The 20,677-nt window shown below is 31.9% G+C and carries 20 protein-coding genes; 2 read left to right on the top strand and 18 right to left on the bottom strand.

All coding sequences use genetic code 11. The features are described 5' to 3' along the window. Positions 1-146: 146 nt before the first annotated feature. From EDD60_RS10775 to EDD60_RS10705, 15 genes are all read right to left on the bottom strand, one after another. A complete protein-coding gene (locus EDD60_RS10775; RefSeq protein WP_132226404.1) occupies positions 147-1,580 on the bottom strand; it encodes a PTS sugar transporter subunit IIC in 1,434 nt (477 codons plus the stop codon). Positions 1,581-1,737: 157 nt separating this feature from the next. Next, entirely contained in the window at positions 1,738-3,102 is a 1,365-nt protein-coding gene (locus EDD60_RS10770) for a PTS sugar transporter subunit IIC (RefSeq protein ID WP_132226403.1), read from the bottom strand. A gap of 461 nt (positions 3,103-3,563) precedes the next feature. Beyond that, positions 3,564-3,698 carry a cysteine-rich KTR domain-containing protein gene (locus EDD60_RS10765; protein ID WP_082787469.1) on the bottom strand — a complete coding sequence of 45 codons (135 nt, stop codon included), beginning with the start codon at positions 3,696-3,698 and terminating at the stop codon, positions 3,564-3,566. Positions 3,699-3,712: 14 nt separating this feature from the next. After that, positions 3,713-4,453 (bottom strand): Ntn hydrolase family protein, encoded by a 741-nt coding sequence (locus EDD60_RS10760; RefSeq protein ID WP_066450836.1) that lies wholly within the window; start codon positions 4,451-4,453, stop codon positions 3,713-3,715. 2 nt (positions 4,454-4,455) lie between these two features. Beyond that, positions 4,456-5,088: a CatB-related O-acetyltransferase gene (locus EDD60_RS10755; protein ID WP_066450839.1), complete on the bottom strand. Its 633-nt coding sequence runs from the start codon at positions 5,086-5,088 to the stop codon at positions 4,456-4,458. Between the two features lie 128 nt (positions 5,089-5,216). Next, positions 5,217-5,480: a CD3324 family protein gene (locus EDD60_RS10750; protein WP_082787470.1), complete on the bottom strand. Its 264-nt coding sequence runs from the start codon at positions 5,478-5,480 to the stop codon at positions 5,217-5,219. Positions 5,481-5,926: 446 nt separating this feature from the next. Next, entirely contained in the window at positions 5,927-6,151 is a 225-nt protein-coding gene (locus EDD60_RS10745; RefSeq protein WP_066450847.1) for a hypothetical protein, read from the bottom strand. 208 nt (positions 6,152-6,359) lie between these two features. Then, a complete protein-coding gene (locus EDD60_RS10740) occupies positions 6,360-7,760 on the bottom strand; it encodes a 6-phospho-beta-glucosidase (protein WP_132226402.1) in 1,401 nt (466 codons plus the stop codon). Positions 7,761-7,921: 161 nt separating this feature from the next. Beyond that, positions 7,922-8,917, bottom strand: coding sequence for a sugar kinase (locus EDD60_RS10735; protein WP_066443522.1), 996 nt, complete (start codon positions 8,915-8,917; stop codon positions 7,922-7,924). Between the two features lie 9 nt (positions 8,918-8,926). Then, positions 8,927-9,667, bottom strand: coding sequence for a 2-dehydro-3-deoxy-phosphogluconate aldolase (gene dagF / locus EDD60_RS10730; RefSeq protein WP_066443525.1), 741 nt, complete (start codon positions 9,665-9,667; stop codon positions 8,927-8,929). Position 9,668: 1 nt separating this feature from the next. Beyond that, positions 9,669-10,760: a DgaE family pyridoxal phosphate-dependent ammonia lyase gene (locus tag EDD60_RS10725; protein ID WP_066443528.1), complete on the bottom strand. Its 1,092-nt coding sequence runs from the start codon at positions 10,758-10,760 to the stop codon at positions 9,669-9,671. Beyond that, positions 10,760-11,863, bottom strand: a complete 1,104-nt coding sequence (locus tag EDD60_RS10720) for an amidohydrolase/deacetylase family metallohydrolase (RefSeq protein ID WP_207905318.1) — start codon at positions 11,861-11,863, stop codon at positions 10,760-10,762. The genes EDD60_RS10725 and EDD60_RS10720 overlap by 1 nt, the downstream gene beginning before the upstream one ends. Before the next feature lie 5 nt (positions 11,864-11,868). Continuing rightward, a complete protein-coding gene (locus tag EDD60_RS10715; protein ID WP_066443532.1) occupies positions 11,869-12,957 on the bottom strand; it encodes a DUF871 domain-containing protein in 1,089 nt (362 codons plus the stop codon). Beyond that, entirely contained in the window at positions 12,954-13,220 is a 267-nt protein-coding gene (locus EDD60_RS10710) for a hypothetical protein (protein ID WP_066443533.1), read from the bottom strand. The genes EDD60_RS10715 and EDD60_RS10710 overlap by 4 nt, the downstream gene beginning before the upstream one ends. Before the next feature lie 31 nt (positions 13,221-13,251). After that, positions 13,252-14,550 (bottom strand): PTS sugar transporter subunit IIC, encoded by a 1,299-nt coding sequence (locus EDD60_RS10705; RefSeq protein ID WP_066443535.1) that lies wholly within the window; start codon positions 14,548-14,550, stop codon positions 13,252-13,254. A gap of 153 nt (positions 14,551-14,703) precedes the next feature. Here EDD60_RS10705 and EDD60_RS10700 point away from each other — a divergent pair, with 153 nt between their 5' ends. Both EDD60_RS10700 and EDD60_RS10695 read left to right on the top strand, forming a co-directional pair. After that, on the top strand, positions 14,704-15,405 hold the full coding sequence (locus tag EDD60_RS10700) for a GntR family transcriptional regulator (protein ID WP_066443538.1): 702 nt from the start codon (positions 14,704-14,706) through the stop codon (positions 15,403-15,405). Positions 15,406-15,492: 87 nt separating this feature from the next. Beyond that, entirely contained in the window at positions 15,493-16,824 is a 1,332-nt protein-coding gene (locus EDD60_RS10695; RefSeq protein ID WP_132226401.1) for an MATE family efflux transporter, read from the top strand. Positions 16,825-16,859: 35 nt separating this feature from the next. On the opposite strand, the gene EDD60_RS10690 is transcribed toward EDD60_RS10695, so the two are convergent. Genes EDD60_RS10690 through EDD60_RS10680 form a run of 3 tightly spaced genes read right to left on the bottom strand, consistent with a single transcriptional unit; the run spans position 16,860 to position 20,464 of the window. After that, on the bottom strand, positions 16,860-17,540 hold the full coding sequence (locus EDD60_RS10690) for a GntR family transcriptional regulator (protein ID WP_066443541.1): 681 nt from the start codon (positions 17,538-17,540) through the stop codon (positions 16,860-16,862). A 12-nt stretch (positions 17,541-17,552) separates the two neighbouring features. Next, positions 17,553-18,545 (bottom strand): isocitrate/isopropylmalate dehydrogenase family protein, encoded by a 993-nt coding sequence (locus tag EDD60_RS10685; protein ID WP_066443544.1) that lies wholly within the window; start codon positions 18,543-18,545, stop codon positions 17,553-17,555. Further along, complete coding sequence (locus tag EDD60_RS10680) at positions 18,545-20,464, bottom strand: aconitate hydratase (protein WP_132226400.1); 1,920 nt, start codon at positions 20,462-20,464, stop codon at positions 18,545-18,547. The genes EDD60_RS10685 and EDD60_RS10680 overlap by 1 nt, the downstream gene beginning before the upstream one ends. Positions 20,465-20,677 lie beyond the last annotated feature (213 nt).

The following is a 20,677-nucleotide window of genomic DNA, read 5'->3' as shown; positions in this document are numbered from 1 at the left end:
GTCTTATTTATAGACGACATTTGATTCACTATAAATCATGAAATATTCATATAACATTTCATCTTTTCATTGTATTGACAACAAATAATCATAAAAACTTCTTAATAAGAAGAATTCTCTCTAAAAATAGAGAGATTCTTCATGATTTAACTTGCTTGACTTGCTTGTTTATTTTGATAATTTTCATAAACCAATAAGAATGGAATATAAATTAATGTCGCAACAACAATAACAATAATCTGTGAAATAGCACCCATAATACTTCCTCCAGTTGCTAGGAATCCTAATAGAATTGGTGGCATTGTCCAAGGCACTTCTAGAACAATATACGGACAGAAATGAATTGTTACTAATAACCAACCAACAAAGATACAAACAACTGGTGCTAAAATAAATGGAATACCTAGAATAGGGTTCAATACTAGTGGAATACCAAATGTTACTGTCTCATTAATATTAAATAATCCAGGAACAATTGATAAAGTTGCAATAGCACGGTTATCTTCACGTTTAGAGAAGATAAAGATAGCAATTACTAAACCTAAAGTAACTCCAGAACCTCCCCACTCAGCAAACATCTGCATCATCGTTAAGTTCATTGTGTAATATCCATGTGCTTTAATTTCAGGTGTCAAAGCAATTGTCTTTCCTTCTGTGAATAATGCAGTATTGGCATATAACATTGGACGGAAGATTGGTTCCTTAACAGCAGATAACATGTTATTACCATGAATACCAACTAACCAGAATAATGAAATCAAAACATACATAAACATAACAGCAACAATGTTATCTCCAATAATATTTAACAATGGTTGTTGAATTGCTGTCTTAATTAAATCATTAACATATTGACCACTTGTAATTTGAACAAGCCAACCAATAAGACCAACCACAACCAAAGTTAAAAATGTTGGAATTAAAACCTCAAATGCACGAGATACACCAGGTGGAACTTGTTCAGGCATCTTGATTTTTAATGAATCCATCTTACGGAATGCATTATAAATTTCCAATGCTACAATTCCTACAATAAGTGCTGTAAACAAACCAGTAGCTCCTAAATAATCAGCACCAAATCCAGTGAAAGTACCAACTTTACTAAGATCAGCAACACCACCCTTTGTTAAAACATCACCAATAGCAATTGCATTACCTGCACTATCAGTTAAACTACTCGCTAAAGTCGTTACTGCATGTGCAGTTGGTGTAACAACACCCCAAGCAATAAAGCCAAGTACTGCAGGGAAAGCCCCTGTTTCACCATTAGCTTCACCTATTTCTTGGGCTACTAACATGACAACTCCTACAGAAATACAGGAAATTGTACAAAATGAAATTGCAGCGAATACAGTATTGATTGGTGCTAAAACCATAATTGGTTTAAAGATACCACCTAATCCTTGGGCATTTCCTTGAACAACCGTATCATTAACTAAAACGTTTGTCCATAAAACACCGACTGCTCCTGCAATTGTCGCAGGCATAAAGTTTTGGAATGCATTTTTAATGGCACCTAAATATTTGTTTTGACCAAACCATGCACCTATTCGCCCTAGCCTATCAGCAAAAGTATCCATATTTTTTCCTCCCTTATAATATTGATACGATTATTATATACCCTTGCTAATAGACATCAATATTGTCACACCCTCTTAGCTACTCCATGCAAAAAAAGATGCCATTACTGGCATCTTTTGAATGATTTCATTCAATTGCAAATATATTGATATCATTTTATTCAACTAAATTAGCTTGTTTATTTTGATATCTTTCATAGAATATTAAGAATGGTGTATAAATAAATATACAAGTAACAAAACTAATTAATTGTGTAATAGCTCCAGTTATACTTCCACCAGTTGCAATAAAACCAAATAAGAGTGGTGGCGTTGTCCAAGGTGCTTCAATAACTATTGGATGACAGAATCCAATAGTTATTAAGAAATAACCAACCAAAAGACTAGCTAGTGGAGCTAGAATAAATGGAATACCTAAAATAGGATTTAAAACCATTGGAATTCCAAATACCACAGTTTCATTAATGTTAAATAAACCTGGTACAAGAGATAATGAAGCAATTGCACGATTGTCCTCTCTTTTTCCAAAAATCATAATAGCAGCTACTAGTGCCCCAGTAATTCCTGAACCAGTCATTTCTCCAAACATTTGTAAGAAAGTTACGTTAATTGTATGATATCCTGATTTAGCACCTTCTTGAAACATTGTCATATTAGCAATAAGTAATGGTCTAAAGAATGGATCTTTAACAGCTGAAATCATATTTGCACCATGAATTCCAACTAACCAGAATAATGAAACAAGTAAATATAAAAATAAAACAGCTATAATATTCTCTCCAACAACTTTCATTAATGGACCTTGAATATAAGTACTAATTAAATCATTCAAATATAAGCCAGTACCCAAATAAATGAAATGTCCAATAGCACCCACAATAACTAACATAATACAAGCTGGAATTAATACCTCAAAAGCACGCATAACTCCAGGTGGAACTTGTTCTGGCATCTTGATTTTCAAAGCGTCTTGTTTTCTTAAAAAGCCAAATATTTCCATTGCTACAATACCCACAATCAAAGCTGTAAAGAGTCCTGTAGCTCCTAAATAATTTGAACCAATTCCTGTAAAATTTGTAATTGCTTCACTACCTGATGGTAAAACAGCTCCATTAGCAATTGTTGTTCCTTCACTCCCTACTTTTTCCCAAAAATAGAAATTTGTAGGTGTAACAACAAGCCATGAAATAAAAGATAAGACCACTGGAAAAGCTCCAGTTTCACCATTAGCTGTAGCAATTTCATGTCCTACAAGCATAACAATACCTACAGAAATACATGAAATTGTTGCAAAGTTAATAGCATTGAAAATTGGATTAAGAAATTCTAATCCCATAATTGGTGACCATATTTGTCCAAGTCCTGTATCTGCATTAACAATAACATTAGACCATAAAACACCAATTGCTCCAGCAATTGTTGCTGGCATAAAATTTTGGAAAGCATTTTTAATGGCACCTAAATATTTATTTTGGCCACACCATGCTCCAATTCGCCCTAGCTTATCAGCAAAAGCATCCATATGTTTTCTCCTCTTTCAATATGTTCTCTTACATTATATCGTTCATATATTTGATATCAATTGCTGATTAAGTGGTTGGTTTTTTTATGCTGTATTTATATTTTTATAAATTTTTATTTGACAATAACTAATCAAAAGTAAAATAATATCTTTTATTTTTATATTAATGATGATAATGATATTGATTTTTTTATTACAGATCGAAGATATCTATTACAAAATTTTGAATACAACTATTCAATAAAATAAAAACTCATTGTTATTTAAACTAATTTTATTAAAATAGATATTGTCCATAAATTCCTAACTTATAATATTTTTGACAAACTAAACTTATGGACAAAGGCTCAAATGCGTCCATTTGGGCCTTTCTTATATAAAAAGAGCTGACAAACTATGATTACTCACAAGTTCATCGACTCTGTATCTAACGTGTCTAACTCGTTAATAATTGTTACTTGTTAATTCTTTTTAATCAATATTTCCTTCCTGCATTTCGAACAATAGAGAGGATAATTTATCACAACAATATCCTCTCTTATTCTATCATGGGTCTTACCTTTGTAATATAAGCAGATTATCCATTGGTTCTCCATCGTTATCTTTCTTGTTATTTAACCTTTTTCTTTGAGATATCAGAACAATCCTGGTTTTTTTTGAATTGATATTCTAAAATGTGTTCAAAATCATTATTTAGAACATAGCAAACATTGTTTTCGCTAACCGAATATACAAAAGAGACTCTTGTCGCCCAAATTCCTTCTTGTTTTACGGATTTTAATATGTGGAAGGCTTCAACAACTGAAAAGTTATCTCCACATTTTTTAAGCTGTTCGTCAGCTCTTTCAAATCTATCATCACCAGGTACGATATAAGGTTTTGTTATTTCAGGTCTTAATACAGAATAATTAGTAATAAGTGAATATCGTGTCTGTTCTAATCGGTATCCTAATCCTGGCTCAATAATAAGTACACGCCCATACTTATCCGAAAGCATAGCTTGCATCGTGGCATCAGGAGCATATACAATCTTATTGTTTTTCACTATATTAAGTGCATCATCAAGCGTAATCGCACCTTTAATAAAACTTTCGGTCAGTTCTGAAATAGTACAGCATTTTTTGTTAGCAATATATTTCCCATTCTCATTCCCATTTACATAGAGCAATGTACCAACATTTCCATTTTTATTTATTCCATGAAAGGAGTGATAATTGCCATCTGGCATTTTAATACCAATGTAAAATCTATCTTTTTCTCTAATAACGGTATGTGTCCAAACTGTAAGATCTATATCAAAATTAAATCCTACAATGGTATCATTTCCATTATGAACAAATCTTGTACACATAATTATATCCTCCTAATTCGTTCGATATTTCCGGATTGTATTGATTTAATATTCTGAGAAATTTTTTCTTCTGACCAATTCCACCATTTCAATTTAAGTAATTCTGTAATGGTTTCATCATTAAACCGTTTTTTGATAGGCTTTGCTGGTACTCCTCCCACAACGGTATAAGGCGGTACATCTTTCGTAACGACAGCACGAGCACCTATAACTGCACCATCACCAATTGTAACACCTGCCAAAATAACCGCTTCATAACCAATCCATACATCATTGCCGACAACAATATCTCCTTTGTTATCCCACGCATCCATGACATTTGTTTTCTCAAGTTCCCACTCATCGAAAAACAAGGGAAACGGATATGTGGATAAAGAAGCCATTGTATGATTTGCACTATTAAAAAGAAATTTTGCACCGCAAGCAATCGAACAAAACTTTCCTATAAAGAGTTTATCGTGGTTAATCGGATAGTGATAAAGAACATTGTTCTTTTCAAAATTTGTAGGGTCATTCACAAAGTCGTTATACATGGTATAATCTCCCACGGTAATGCTTGAATTGGTAATTGCATTTTTTAAATAAATAGTCTGCATATCACCTGTTCGTGGATATAAAATTTTAGTGTTCGTCATTTTTGTAATCCTCCTGTTGAAAATACTATATTATAATTTTACGCATCAACAAAACTATTCTCAATACACCAAACAATACAGAAACAATTAGTAGAAAAAAGAGCTACTTTTTCAGCAGCTCTTCATAATCATTTCTGATATATTATTTTCCTTATGGCATATACCGAAAGATAATATTCCTCCGCAAGTTCCTCAATCGAAACACCATTTTTATATTTCTTTATGATGATTTCATTTCGTTCATAAAGTTCTTTTCGATAACCAGACAATTCTCCCCAAGATTTATGTTGTTCGTCCTTAGCAGGTATATAGATATAACCAGCTTGCACATATTCTTGCAATTCTTCGATCAATGCGTCAGGCAGAATTGTATTTGCATTAATGTATTTCATATGCAGGCTTCCTCCTTGATTGATAAAGTCAAGTAGCAAAGCCAGCAACATTATATTAGCGACTTATATTTACTCCATGCAAATGTCGCTCATTATACTGGCTTTGCATGGAGCCATACTTTATTTTTCCTTTTCTTATTGATACACATAATATTTCACCACCAATATAAATGAATCATCCTTTAATCAAGTATAGCATTAAATTTTGAATGCTTCAAGTTCTTATAAAAGGGCTCAGCACTACAGATTAAATTTTCTTTTCCAAGCTTTTTCATCATACATCTCTTTTTACATTTAACTATGATTTTAAAGCACATAAAAATCTTATTTTTTTAAAATTCATCATTTGTCTATATGTTCTATAATATCAGCATGGGACAACCAGTTTTATATCAGTTCCACTTAGAAGCATTTCTAAGTTTTTTTTATTTCCTCACCAAGTTGTCTTATTGTCTCAAATCTTGATTTTTTTGATAATGCTCCACCAACTTTATAATCAGCTGTGATATGAGGACTATCGCAAGATGGACCTTCACTGCATTTTCATCATAGCTGAATGCATGTTTCAAATAATGTCCATGATTTTTAAGATCATTAGAACTTTTGTTTTCTATTTTCCATCTTGTCTTTCCCATTTGTCCTATATTCAACACCGTTATAAATACATACATTTGGTGGGTCTCTTGATTTCAATTTTCACATTCACATACTCATATGAAAAAACTCTTAACCTTAAGACTGATGATATCAAGGATTTTTCTTACACCAGTTATTACATTTAGTAAATAGTTATTCAAAGCACATTTATCCCAAGTGAATAGAAAACCTATATAACAAAAAAACTATTCATAAGTTTTATTTATGAATAGTTATTTATTATTATAAACCTTTTTCAGTTAATTCTCTTGCTACATCATCTTTGATTGTAACACCTTCTGCTTCTAGTTCTGCAATCTTTTTAGCAAATTGTGGTAAGTATTTCTTATGTGCTATTAACAACTCATCTAATACACGTTTTGCATTTGTTCCAGCAGGAATTTGTGGATTTAAGATAAATGCTTGTAATGCCATTCCATAATCTCCTGTAACTGCTGCTGCTTCTACACAGTGTTCCATGTTCTTCATGCATTGTAACCATCCTTTTTCAGCTGGTTGTAATTCTCCAAAAGCTATGGCTTTTGCCCCTGTTGCTCCAATGTATGCTGAAACTTCTACGGCACAGTCTGCTGGTAAATCTGGGACTGCTCCATTATTCTTTGTTGTAACGACGATGTGTCTATTGGCATTTGAATAGATTGATGCGATTGTTTCACATGCTGCATCTGAGTAATGTGCTCCTCCACGTTTTGCCAATTGTTCTGGTTTATGATCTAGGTTTGGATCTTTATATAATTCAAACAATTCTGCTTCTGTTTGTTTTACTTGTTGTCCACGTGTTCCTTTTTCTGGATCATTGAATTCTTCCAATCCATGTGCCAACATTTCTTGTTGACGATAGTAGTATCTATGATATCCACATGGAATCATCTTCATTGTATCTAATTGTTCTTTGAAGAATGGTACGTCAGCGATATTAGCTGGTAGCCCTCCATCTTTTCCTTCATACATTGCATCAATGATATCTTGAGTCACTTCATTTCCATGTTCATCATAGACTTTATGCCAGTGGAAATGGTTTAATCCAGCAAACTTATAAGTTAATTGATCTAATGTCTTTCCAATTGTTTCTGGTTCTTTCATCATAGCTCCAACTGGTACGTTACATAATCCAATCACTTTTTCCCACTTACCATATTTCATGACTGCTTCGGTTACCATTCCACTTGGATTTGTGAAGTTGATTAACCATGCATTTGGACATAATTCTTTCATATCTTCTACGATACTTAAGATTACTGGGATTGTTCTGAATGCCTTGAAGATTCCTCCGGCACCATTTGTTTCTTGTCCTAGCATTCCATAAGAGAATGGGATTCTTTCATCTTTGATACGAGCATTTAATAACCCAACTCTGAATTGAGTTGTAACGAAGTCTGCATCTTTTAATGCTTCTCTACGATCTAAAGTTAAGTGAACTTTAACATCATATGGAGATGCATCCCACATACGTTGAGCCATTGCCCCAACGATTTCCATTTTTTCTTTTCCGTCCTCAATATCTACTAACCAGATTTCTCTGATTGGAAGTTCATCATATCTTTTGATAAATCCTTCCATTAATTCTGGAGTATAACTACTTCCTCCACCAATTGTTACAATTTTTACAGGTTTCTTTTCCATTGAATTCGTCCTCCTTGTTTTTTACATCTACAGTATAAAGCCTTGATTAAAAAATTGCACATTATTTTCATCAATTGAAAATATTTTTAAAACGTTAACTTATATAATCATCATATCCATTTAAAATGACTTATAATCAAAAAATAAAAAGATAGTCACTGCTATCTTTTAATATCGGATCTTCCATTTTCCATAAAATCAATAATTTGTTCTCGACTAACAATAGGACTATCACCATATGTTGTATGCGCTAAAACACCACTAACAGTCGCATAATCAACCAATTTAGCACTTGGCATATTATGAAGATAACCATAAATAGCCCCTGCTGCAAAGCCATCTCCTCCACCAACACGATCATAAACAGTTAATGAATATTCTTGACTCATGGTAAAAACATCTTTTGACATCATATAACCAGATAATGTTTCATCTTGACGAATCGTTCCTAAGATAGCTTCAATATGATAATCATGACACATTTGTTTGAGTAGCAATTCTAATTGTTGTTTCAAAGGGAGGTTATGATCAACATTCATTTCTAACAAAAGTGTCGCATCTTTATATCCAGCAAATACAATATCAGCTAACTGTAACATATCTTCATAAATACTTTTCACATTTTTTCTTTCATTTTCATTCCATAAACTTGGTCTAAAGTTACAATCAAAAATAACTTTGATGCCTCTACGTTTCGCCTCTTTTGCAAGTTTAAAAGCAACTTCTCTAACATTATTATTCATTGCTAATGAAATACCACAAATATGAAGTGCATCTTGACCATCTAAACAAGATAAATCATAATCTGATAGTTGACTATGTCCAAAAGAACTATCCTTTCGATTCAAATAAGTCACTTGGCTCGCACGATTTCCAATCCCTTTTTCTAAAAAATAGATTCCTATATGATTATCTCCATAGACAATATAGTGATCATTGATACCAAGCTTACGAATATTAGCACTGGCCGCTTTGCCTACTGCATTATCAGGTAATCTTGTTAAAAGTGAAACATCTTCACCCATTTGATATAACCCTGATAAAATATTAACGCCTGTTCCAGTAAACAAAAATTCTAATTCATTGACTTGAGTTAACGTTTTATAGTCCGATGGCATCATGCGCATCATAACTTCTCCAAATGCTAATATCTTCATTATCTTCACCTACTTTGTTAATTCTTTCATGATTTCATATAATTTTTTAACATCTTCTTTACGTGTTTGTTTTGTTTCTTTATCAATAATTGATGAATAAACATGAGGAATAACTTTTTTTACTCCTGCATTTAAAGCAATTTCACAAATTTCTTTAAAGTTATCTAAATCAATTCCACCAGTTGGTTCTAACATAAAATCTTGTCTAACACAAGCAAGACAAACTTCTTTATATTCCTCTTTTGTTGACAAACCCTTCATTGGGAAGAATTTAACTGATGAACATCCCATATCTTTTAACATCATAATTGCTGTATCCACTGGCACAATCGCATCTTGTCCTTCACTACTTAATGGACCTGTCGAAATCTTAACCATTCCAACTGTTCCAGTTGGTGAAATTAATCCATTAACCACTGTATCATTTTGTCCAAGTAATGCACGAGTTGTTCCAACTCCTGTAAAAACTTGATTCACATGACGTGGTTGAATATATTTTGAAATTTCACTTACCATTTGTGATTGTTTAGGATCCCCTGCTCCTAAACCAACAGAAATACAATTATCAGTAATAGCAGCATATTTTAACATATCTTCAATTGCTGATGCATTATCAGGATAGTTTTTAGATAATAATCCTAATAAAATATGTCCTTCTGTTATATCATATAATGCTTTTGCATTTTCTAAACTATTTGTTAAAACATTTAAACAAATACGATCATTTAAATAATTTGGTTTCTTTTCCATTCTATGCCTCCAAAATTTCTTGAATACGATGATAAATAATCATCAATTCCTCATCATCAACATCTCTTATATCAATTTCTATTTGTCCAAGATTTGCTTTATAATCACGTGTATAAATATGCACTTCACCCGTTTTTAAACTTTGTGCAATCTTCTTTGCATCTTGATGAGTAAAGGTAATTTCACTTCTTATAATTGGTCTACCAGCACCATCTTGTACACACTTAGCTTGTACACCATCTAATTGATTTAACAAATGATTAAACTCTTTAAGTCGATCTTTTTGTTGTTCAATTGTTAATTGTGGTTGATTCATATATTCTTCAATCGCATAAGTAAGTCCAATAATGTTTTCCTTACCAACTTTCATGATTCTTCCAATTCCAGCATATTGTTTCTTGATCAGATCAATATAACTTTTCTTACCTACAATCAATCCAGAAGTTGGACCACATAATGCTTTTGTTCCACTATAAATAACACATTCAGCCCCCATTTGATAATATTTCTTTAAATCACCTTCAGCTGCTGCATCAACAATAACCGGTAAATCATAGGCATGGGCTAAGTCAATGAATTCTTGAACATCAGGCATTCCTTTTTGGACACAATGATGTGACTTAATATATAATAAAGCCACTGTATTTTCATTAATACAAGCTTTAATACTATCTAATGTACATTCATTGGCATAACCTGCTTCAACAACTTTAGCTCCACCTAAACGCATTGTCACCTCAACTGCTGTTCCATAATTCACATTATGTCCTTTACAAATCACAACTTCACGTTTATTGTTTGTCGGATCATAAAGATTCATAATCTTTTGATAGTTATCTTGGCAGATGGCTGCGCCAATCGCTTGAGCAATTCCTCCAGAAGCACTATTAACAATATAGCTGCTTTCAACATCTAACAAATTCGCAATATATTCACCAGTTTTATCTAATAAATCTTTGACTTCAAAGAAGTTACCAGCGCCTATTCCACATTGTTCAATGACTTTATCTTGAACACGTGAACCACCTAATATAGTCATTTTTCCTGAAGCATTAATCACACGACTCACATGATATTTTGAATAAATATTCATTACTCTTCCTCCCCAATTGTATAGATTTCATTTTTTACAATTGTATGTGTTGGAATAATTTGTTGATGTGATATCACTTCATGTTTCATTGAATCAACTAATTTCACATCTTGATCAACAACTTTAAAAACTGTAAAATCAGCAATTTTTCCAACCTCTATATCACCTAAATTTAATAAATTCAAAGCCTTTGCTGCATTATGAGTCACACAATTTATAACTTTATCCAATGAATAACCTACATATAACATCTTATTCATAGTTGTCACTAGACTATAAACAGGACCATTTAATCTATTTCTAAAATAAATATCACTACTAATTGTATTGACTTCAATACCTTGTTCAAAAGCTTTTGATGCAACTTCAAATGAAAAACTATCACTACCATGTCCTAAATCAAGAAGAATACCTTTTTTCTTAGCTTGATATACACAATCTTTAATTTGATGATTCTTCAAAATCCCATTATCTTTAGGATTAAAAATATGCGTTATCATATCTTTAGCATCTAACATATTAACAACATCTTCTAATAAACTTGGTGCTGTTCCAATATGCACCATTAATGGTAAATGAACTTGCTTTTGCATTTCTTTCGCAAATACTAATGGTTGATTTCCAGAATCGCCTAATACACTCTTAGACATTCTAGCTTTCAAACCAACAATAAAATCAGGATATTTTTGATATGCTTTGATAATCGCATTCTTATCTAAACGAGATAAATCAGATAACTCATTTTGTGCACAAATTCCTGTACAAGAAATATTCAATAAAGAGAATACTCTAGTTTTTGCCTTTTGGGCTTGTTGATATAATTCATCAATTGTATCACTGCCTGCAGTCCCAGCATCTACTACCGTACAAACACCATGAGGATAGCCAATTAAATCAGGCTTATCCCCATAGATTTCAAATTTGTCAAAACAATGGGTATGGATATCAATCCACCCTGCACTCACATAATCATCTTGAAAATCAAGGATTTCATAGTTTGATTCAATATGTGGAGCCACTTCTTTAATGATTCCATTCTCAACTAAAATATCAATTCTCTTTCCATTGACTAATTTTGCTTGTTTGATTACATAATTTTTCACATTCATCATTTCTCTTTCAATTTAAATTTTGTCCATGCATCTACAAAATCAAGTAAAAATAATTCTTCATCAACAACTTTTCCCACTTTATTCTTACGTTCATCATAACATTCTTCTAAGATAATTTGAAGTTCTCCTTTATATTTCCCAAAATTATTATTCCCGATCACAACATCTCCACATTGAAAAGTCTGCATATGATCATGAAGTGGTATATCACTTTGAGTATGTTTCTTTCTCACTTCAGTTGAACGCACTGCTTGTTTAGTCATATCACCACGTCTAAAATGTTGTTCATTGAACATAATATCTTTTTCAATCGTTGATGAATCTGTTAAAACTTCAACACTTAACTCTAATTGATAACGATTGACTTTTGATAAAGCTTCTAATTCTTCACGTGATGCATAAGCATTTCCAATAATCACATCATCAATTAAATTTGTTGCAAATAAATGTTTGGCTTGTACATCAATGGGTAAATCTCTATGCATTTCTAATGTACATAATCCATCATTGATTGACCAAGGACCAAGGGTTGCACTATGAGAATTTATAAAAGCAGCTGTTCTAATACCATGTTTTTTAAAACGTGATGAACACTTGACAAAGAAATCATAATCTAAACCTGTTCCTTTTTGAGGATAGAAGTTATGACATCCATATAAAAATGGAGCATTAGGCTGATATGTCAAAATGTTATCTAAGTAAGCAACATTATTTGACATATTGATTTCAATCGCTAATTCATAAGGATTAAATGTTAACATAGCTTCTTTGGCTCCATCAAACCCAACATCTAAACGAATCCCAGTGGCTCCCATATCATGAAAGAAACTTAAATCATCATATGAAATTCCTAGTTGATCAAAGACTGCTGGAGCAACATCCAAAATAACTTCATATCCTAAATCAGTCGCATATTCAATTATCTCTTTAAATTCACGAACAATATCTTCTTTTGGTTTATTAACTGACAATAAACAAGTAAAGACTCTTGTAAAACCATATTCACTGGCTAACTTTAAATAAGCTTTATCTTTTTCTACAGTACTGTGTTCAGGATAGATAGATATCCCTAATGACCTTTTCATGCTTCCACCTCCCCAGGAATCTTACGATGACGATTATAAATATTGAAATAACTTGCCATAATGACACTTCCATAAACAAGAATAATAAAACATTGTGGGAATAAAACAACAACAGTTAATAAGATGAACATATATAACATAATATAAAGAATCATTTTTAATAATCTGGTTTGAACTTGATGCTTTTGATAATATTTTTCACTCAATAATGTTGTAATAAAGAAACAAGCTAATATACCAATAAATGTTGAGATTTGAATCATTTTACTTTACCAAAGACAATGTCTTTCCTTTCTATGCTTTTTCTAAAGATGCTTCTTCTTTTTCTAATTGTTGTTTTTCAAACATTTTAAAGAATGGATAATAAATAACCAATGCAATAATAAAGTTAATAATAACTAAGACACCAGCCATAATTGACCAATCTGTTGACATGACTGCTGCTAATGGTGCTGGTAAAGTAAATGGCAATTTGGCCATCATTAATGGAACTAAACCAGAAACTGTAAATAAATAAGAAACAATTGTCATAATGATTGGTGCGACAATAAATGGAATTGCTAAGATTGGATTCATAACAATTGGTGCACCAAAGATAACTGGTTCATTAATATTAAAGATACCAGGAATTAAACATAATCTACCTAAACTCTTAATATATTGAGATTTAGATCTTAAGAATAAACATACCAATGCAAGTGTTGCTCCTGCACCACCAATCCATACAAACCATTGTAAGAATTGTTCAGTAAAGATATTTGGTAATTGGCTAGCTGCTGTTCCGGCAGCAAAGATTTCCATATTTTCAGCAATTGTCATATCCCAAATTGGTCTAATAACTGGTGACATGATAGCTGGACCATGAATCCCAAGTACCCAGAAGAAAGTAATTAATGTAACTGTAATCAATCCACCAATTAAACTGTTACCAGATAAAGTATCTTTTAATGGCATTAACAAATTACTTAATGTTGCACTAATATCAAAATTAAAGACATAACGAATAACCCAGAATAAAAGAATAACAACTGCTGCTGGAATTAAAGCACTAAATGAATTAGCAACTTCAGGTGGTACTCCATCAGGCATTTTAATCACAATATTCTTTTCTTTACATAAACGATAAATTTCTACAGCAACCAATGATGCGACGATAGCTCCAAACAAAGAACTTGCACTTAATGCACCAATTGATAAATATCTTCCATCTGCAATAACTTCTGGCATACCAGCAGTCACTTTTACTGGAACAACTGTTGAAACCAAGAAAGCAACAGTCGCTAACATACCACAACCTAATTGATCAAGTTTGTAATATCTAGCAAGTGAAGCTCCAATTCCATAAGCTGCATATAATGCTAAGATCCCTACAGTAAAACGAAATGGAACATCAATAATGTTAAGATATGGGGCAATAAATTCTGAATAACCATCAATTGGAATATTCAATAGGATACAAAAGAAAGACCCTACAATCGTTAACGGTAAAGTTGCGACAACCCCTTGTCTTACCGCTTGCATATGACGCTGCCCACTAATCTTAAGCGCCACAGGCATCAATTTTTCTTCAATCATTTTCATAAACTTTTCCATACTATTTCTCCTCGCCTATTTTGTTTACGTATACACTATAACATTATAATGTTTATTTGTAAAGATTATAATGTTATATTTTTTATAATTTTTACCATTTTTATATTTTTCTATGTTATAATAGGTTTACTTAAGTGAAAGGAAGATATATTTATGAACGAAAAAGTCCCTTTATATTATTCAATTATGGAAGTGATTAAAGATTCTATTATTAATGGAATCTACCCAATTGGTTCATTTTTACCTACTGAAACTGAACTTGAACAGCAATTTAAAGTCAGTAAAATAACAATTCGAAAAGCTATTGAATTATTAGAGAATGATGGTTATGTTACAAAAAAAAGTGGTAAAGGTACCACAGTGATTAGTAATAGTATATTTAATAAATTATCTAATGGACAATCATTTTCATCAATCTTAAATCAACAAGGTTATCAAGTGACTAAAGAAAATACTGAATTTGAATATATCACACTCAATCCTCAAGATGATTTATTCCAATATTATGGACGACAATGTTTAAAGATTAGTCGTTGTTATTACTTGGATGGAGAACCATATATTCATTTTACACATTATCTCCCTGGTGATATTCAAGTTCCTGATCAACAAAAACTGAATGATTTTTCTTTATATATGTATCTTTATCAACATAATCATTCGGTTGCTGATTTTAACGATGATTTCTTTGTAGAATTTCCACCCCTTGATATTTTAAAGGCTTTACATTTAGAAAATGGTCCAGTTTTAGGTAGAAAGAGAATCTCTCATGATATTTATGGAAAAGTCGTTGAAGTCTCTCATGCCCGTTATAATACGCGCATTCACAATTATCAAATCCAATACAAAATCTAAAAACAGTTTAACTGTTTTTATTTTTTTATAGACTTCGTTTTCTTATTATGATAGATTATTTTTACAAAAAAGCGGGAGGAATGAAACATGAAGAATATGACTGTTGGAAAACCAATGAAATTGATTTTCTTATTTGCCATGCCATTGATGTTAGGAAATATTTTACAACAACTTTATACCCTTGTTGATACAATGATTGTTGGACAGTTTTTAGGGGTTGATGCTTTAGCAAGTTTAGGAGCTGCAGACTGGATTAACTGGGCTATGTTAGGCATTGTCATGGGTTTTACTCAAGGTTTTTCTATTCGTATTTCTTATGCTTATGGTGCTCAAGATTTTAAACGTATGGAAAAAATTATGGCAATGATTTTAATAGCTTGTTTTGTTTTAGGAATTATATTAACAATTGGTGTTCAAGTTATTATTACTCCATTACTTCATTTACTCAAAACACCGGATAATATTATAGAAGGTTCTATAACTTATTTAAGAGTTATGTCAGCTGGAGTATTGATTGTTATGTTCTATAACTGTTTTTCATGTATTTTAAGAGCATTAGGAAATAGTCATACACCATTGATTGCTATGGTGAGTGCAGCTATTATCAATATTATTTTAGATTTATTATTTGTTTGTGTTTTTCATTTTGGGATTGCTGGTGCTGCCATTGCAACTTTGATTGCGCAAATGGCTGCCGCTTTGTATTGTTATGATGTTTTAAAAAAAGAACTTCCTTTTACAATTCATAAAGAAAGTTTTTCTTTTGATTATCCAACAATGAAAGGACTCATTCAAATTGGCACACCTTTAGCTTTTCAAAATGCCATTATTTCTGCTGGAGGTATCGTTGTTCAATCCGTTGTGAATAGTTTTGGTTTCTTATTTGTTGCTGGTTTTACAGCAACCAATAAACTTTATGGATTATTAGAAGTTGCTGCTATATCATTTGGTTATGCAATTACAACTTTCAATAGTCAAAACTTAGGAGCTAAACAATATGAACGTATGAAACATGGTGTTTTTCAAGCCAATTTATTATCCCTTACGACTTCTTTAATTATCTCTATTATGATGTTAATTTTTGGTAAATCCATCTTATTACTCTTTATTTCTGGTAGTGTTCATCAAATCGAAGTTGTCCTTTCTATTGCTTTTCGTTACTTATCAATTATGGCTATATGTCTCCCTATTCTTTATGTCTTACATACTTATCGAAGTGCTTTACAAGGCATGGAAAATACATTTATTCCAATGTTATCAGGAATTGTTGAATTAATCATGCGAATTGGTATTGCTTTATTTCTTCCTTTATTTATTGGACAAGATGGTATTTATTATGCAGAAGTATTTGCCTGGAGTGGGGCTGCCATCTTACTTTATATCAGTTATCGTGTGAAAATAAAAGCTTATTTCAAATAAACCCAAAAGCGTATTTCATCTTTTGGGTTTATTTTTTACTTTTTATTCTTTTGTGCATAATATTTACGAACTAAAACTTGTGTTTTTCGAATATGTTTTTGAATTGTTTCTTTAGCTTGTTCCTTATCCCCAGCCATGATTGCATGTAAGATTGCTCGGTGTTCTTTTAAAGCTGTTTCTAATCTTTCTGGTTGAGTAATAGAGTGACGACTTGTTACTGAAACATAATAGTGAACATCTTTTAATAATTGTTCAAAGTATTGTGATTGAGTTGCCTGATAAATAGTTTCATGATAAAGAATATTTAAATCATTAATTTTATCCTGTTCATTTTTACCTGTATAAAATTCCATTAATTCAAAAACATCTTTAATCTTAGCAAGATGAACTTCATCCATGCGATCAATGGCTAATTGAATAGCAAGCCCTTCTAAAGCCAAACGAATTTCAAACATATCATCAATATCTCTTGGTGAAAAACCTTTTACATAAACACCTTTGTTAGGAATACTTTCAACCAAACCTTCTAATTCTAATTGTTTTAAAGCTTCTCTAATAGGTGTTCTACTTATTTTCAACTCATTAGCTAAAGCTAATTCATTTAATTTTTGTCCATGTTCATATTCATCATTTAAAATACGATCCCTTAAAATATCAAAAATCTTATTTCCCAATGAACCATGTGTTACTTGATCAAACAGACTATGAGATGGCATGCGACTTTCCTCCTATAATTTTTCAATAATCGCTTGGGTAAATGCACTGGTTGATGCTGTTCCACCAATATCTGGTGTAATCGTATGACCTTCTTCTACAACTGCAGCTAAAGCATTTCTCAAACGATTTGCTTCTTCTAATTTTCCCAAATCTTCCAACATTAATGCAAAAGCTAATAATAAAGCACTTGGATTAGCAATATTCTTTCCCGCTATATCTGGAGCACTTCCATGAACGGCTTCATATATACGATATTCATCACCAATATTTCCACTTGGTGCAAAACCTAATCCTCCAATTAATCCAGCACATAAATCAGAAACAATATCTCCATATAAATTAGGAGCAACCAAAACATCAAATGTTTCGGGTCTTAAAACAAGTTGCATACACATATTATCCACAATGACTTCTTGAGCTTCAATTTCTGGATAACATTTTGCTACATCTCTAAAAGCTTCTAAAAAGAGTCCATCTGTATATTTCATAATGTTAGCTTTATGAATAGCTGTTACTTTATGTCTGTTGTTTATTTTAGCATATTCAAAGGCATAACGGCAAATCTTTTCGCTTGCTTCACGTGTAATTAATTTCACACCATTTGCCATATTATCATTAATCATATATTCAATGCCTTTATACAAATCTTCAGTATTTTCTCTAATCATAACCAAATCAATATTTTCATATTTAGAATTGATTCCCTTAAATGAACGGATTGGTCTAACATTGGCATAAGTTTCAAATTGTTGTCTTAATGCGACATTGACACTTCTAAATCCTGTTCCAATTGGTGTTGCTGTTGGACCTTTTAATGCCCATTTGTATTCTTTGATGGCATCTACCAATCCTGGTTCAAAAACTTCTTTTGTTTTGGCAGCGTATTCTGCCCCAGCACGATATGTGACCCATTCAATATCAAGTTTCATTGCCTGGGTAATATTTTCGACACTCTTAGCGATTTCTGGACCAATTCCATCCCCTGGTATTAATACAGCTTTCATTAAAAATCTCCCCCTAACTCTTTAATAGCATTTAACAAACCACCTTGTAGAATCATGACTTTTTCTCTTGGTGCTAATGTTAATTTGGCTGTAATTGTTTCATTTGTTGTTTGATTTTTCACAACAACATCTTTTCCTTGTTCTACGGCTTCTTTAACATTTAATAAAATATATTCATCTTGATCATTAAAGAAATCGTAGCCTTGTTGATCAATAACCAATGGTAAAATCCCATTATTAATTAAGTTTGATCTATGAATTCTGGCAAAAGATAATGCAAAGATTGCTTTAATCTTTAAATAATTAGGAACTAAAGCCGCATGTTCACGAGAAGACCCTTGTCCATAATTATCTCCTCCAACAATAAATCCACCACCATTTTCAATTGCACGATTATAGAATTGATCATCAACTTTACAGAAAGAGAATTTTGCTAAATGTGGCACATTTGAACGATATGGCAATAATTTAGAATCAGAAGGAACAATATGATCAGTTGAGATATTATCTCCAACTTTTAAAACAACTTTCCCTTTGATTTCATTAACTAATTTATCCCCTCTAGGCACTGGTTTAATATTAGGCCCCATATAAACTTCAGTTTGTGGATCATATTCATTAATAAAGAAATTTGTATTCTTAATAAATGGTGTGCTTGGCACTTCATCTAAATACATATCATCTTCAAATTCACATGATAAATATCCTTTAATTGCAGATAAAGCAGCAATTTCAGGTGATACCAAGTAAACTCCTGCATCATTTGTTCCTGAACGTCCTTTAAAATTACGATTAATAGTTCTTAAAGAAATCCCTTTTGATAAAGGCGCTTGCCCCATTCCAATACATGGTCCACATCCACATTCAAGAATTCTTGCCCCGGCATGAATCATATCTGCTAATGCACCATTTTCTGATAACATCGCTAAAATACTTGACGATCCTGGCGCAATAACCAAAGAAACATGTTCTGCGACTTTTCTTCCTTTTAAAATTTTAGCTGCACGCATCATATCAGCAAAAGATGAGTTTGTACATGAACCAATCACAACTTGATTGATGTGCATCCCTTCTAATTCTTTCACATCAACAACTGCATCAGGACTATGTGGTTTTGCAACCATTGGAACGAGAGTAGATAAATCAATATCTAATCTTTGATCATAAGTTGCATCTTCACCAGCTTTCATTTCCTTAAAATCAGCTTCACGTCCTTGTTGTTTTAAATAATCCAAAGTTCTTTCATCAGTTGGGAAAACAGAAGTTGTTGCCCCTAGCTCTGCTCCCATATTACAAATTGTTGCACGATCAGTTAAAGATAAAGTTGCTATTCCTTCTCCTGTATATTCAACAATTTTGTTCACTCCACCTTTTACACTTAATTCTTGTAAAACTTTTAAAATAATATCTTTAGCACTGACCCATGGTGCTTTCTTACCTGTTAAATTCACTTGAATCACTGATGGACATTGTAAATAATATTTCCCAGTTGCCATTGCTACTGCTACATCCAATCCCCCAGCTCCAATAGCAATCATCCCCATAGCACCACAAGTTGGTGTATGAGAATCACTACCAACTAAAGTTTGTCCTGGTTTAGAAAAATTCTCTAATTGTAATTGATGACAAACCCCATTCCCTGGTTTAGAAAAAGTTATGCCATGTTTTTTAGCAACACTTCTAATAAATTCATGATCATCCATATTTTCAAATCCTGTTTGTAACATATTGTGATCAATATATGCTACTGCTTTATCTACCGCTACATGTCCAACTTCCATAGCTTCTAATTGTAAATAAGCCATTGTTCCAGTTGAATCTTGAGTCAAAGTTTGATCAATTTGAATACAAATTTGTTCTCCTGGTACAAGTTTCCCCTCTTTTAAATGCGAATTTAAAATTTTATATGCTAAATTCATTTTCTATCACCCTTCCTTTATTGTATACAATTATACAAGATTGTGTTTAAACACGCAATAAGATATTTATTTTTATTTATATATTCCTTTCTTAAGAATTGACATCAAGAAATATTTACTTTAAGCAATTGATAAATGTTTGCTTTGTGCTATAATAAGAGTGTATCAAAAACTTTTTCAACTTTTTTGCCTTAAAAAGAAGAAAAATGAGAC

The organism is Longibaculum muris (assembly GCF_004343035.1).
Taxonomy (GTDB): Bacteria; Bacillota_I; Bacilli_A; order Erysipelotrichales; family Coprobacillaceae; genus Longibaculum; species Longibaculum muris.
This window is presented reverse-complemented; position numbering and strand designations above follow the sequence as displayed.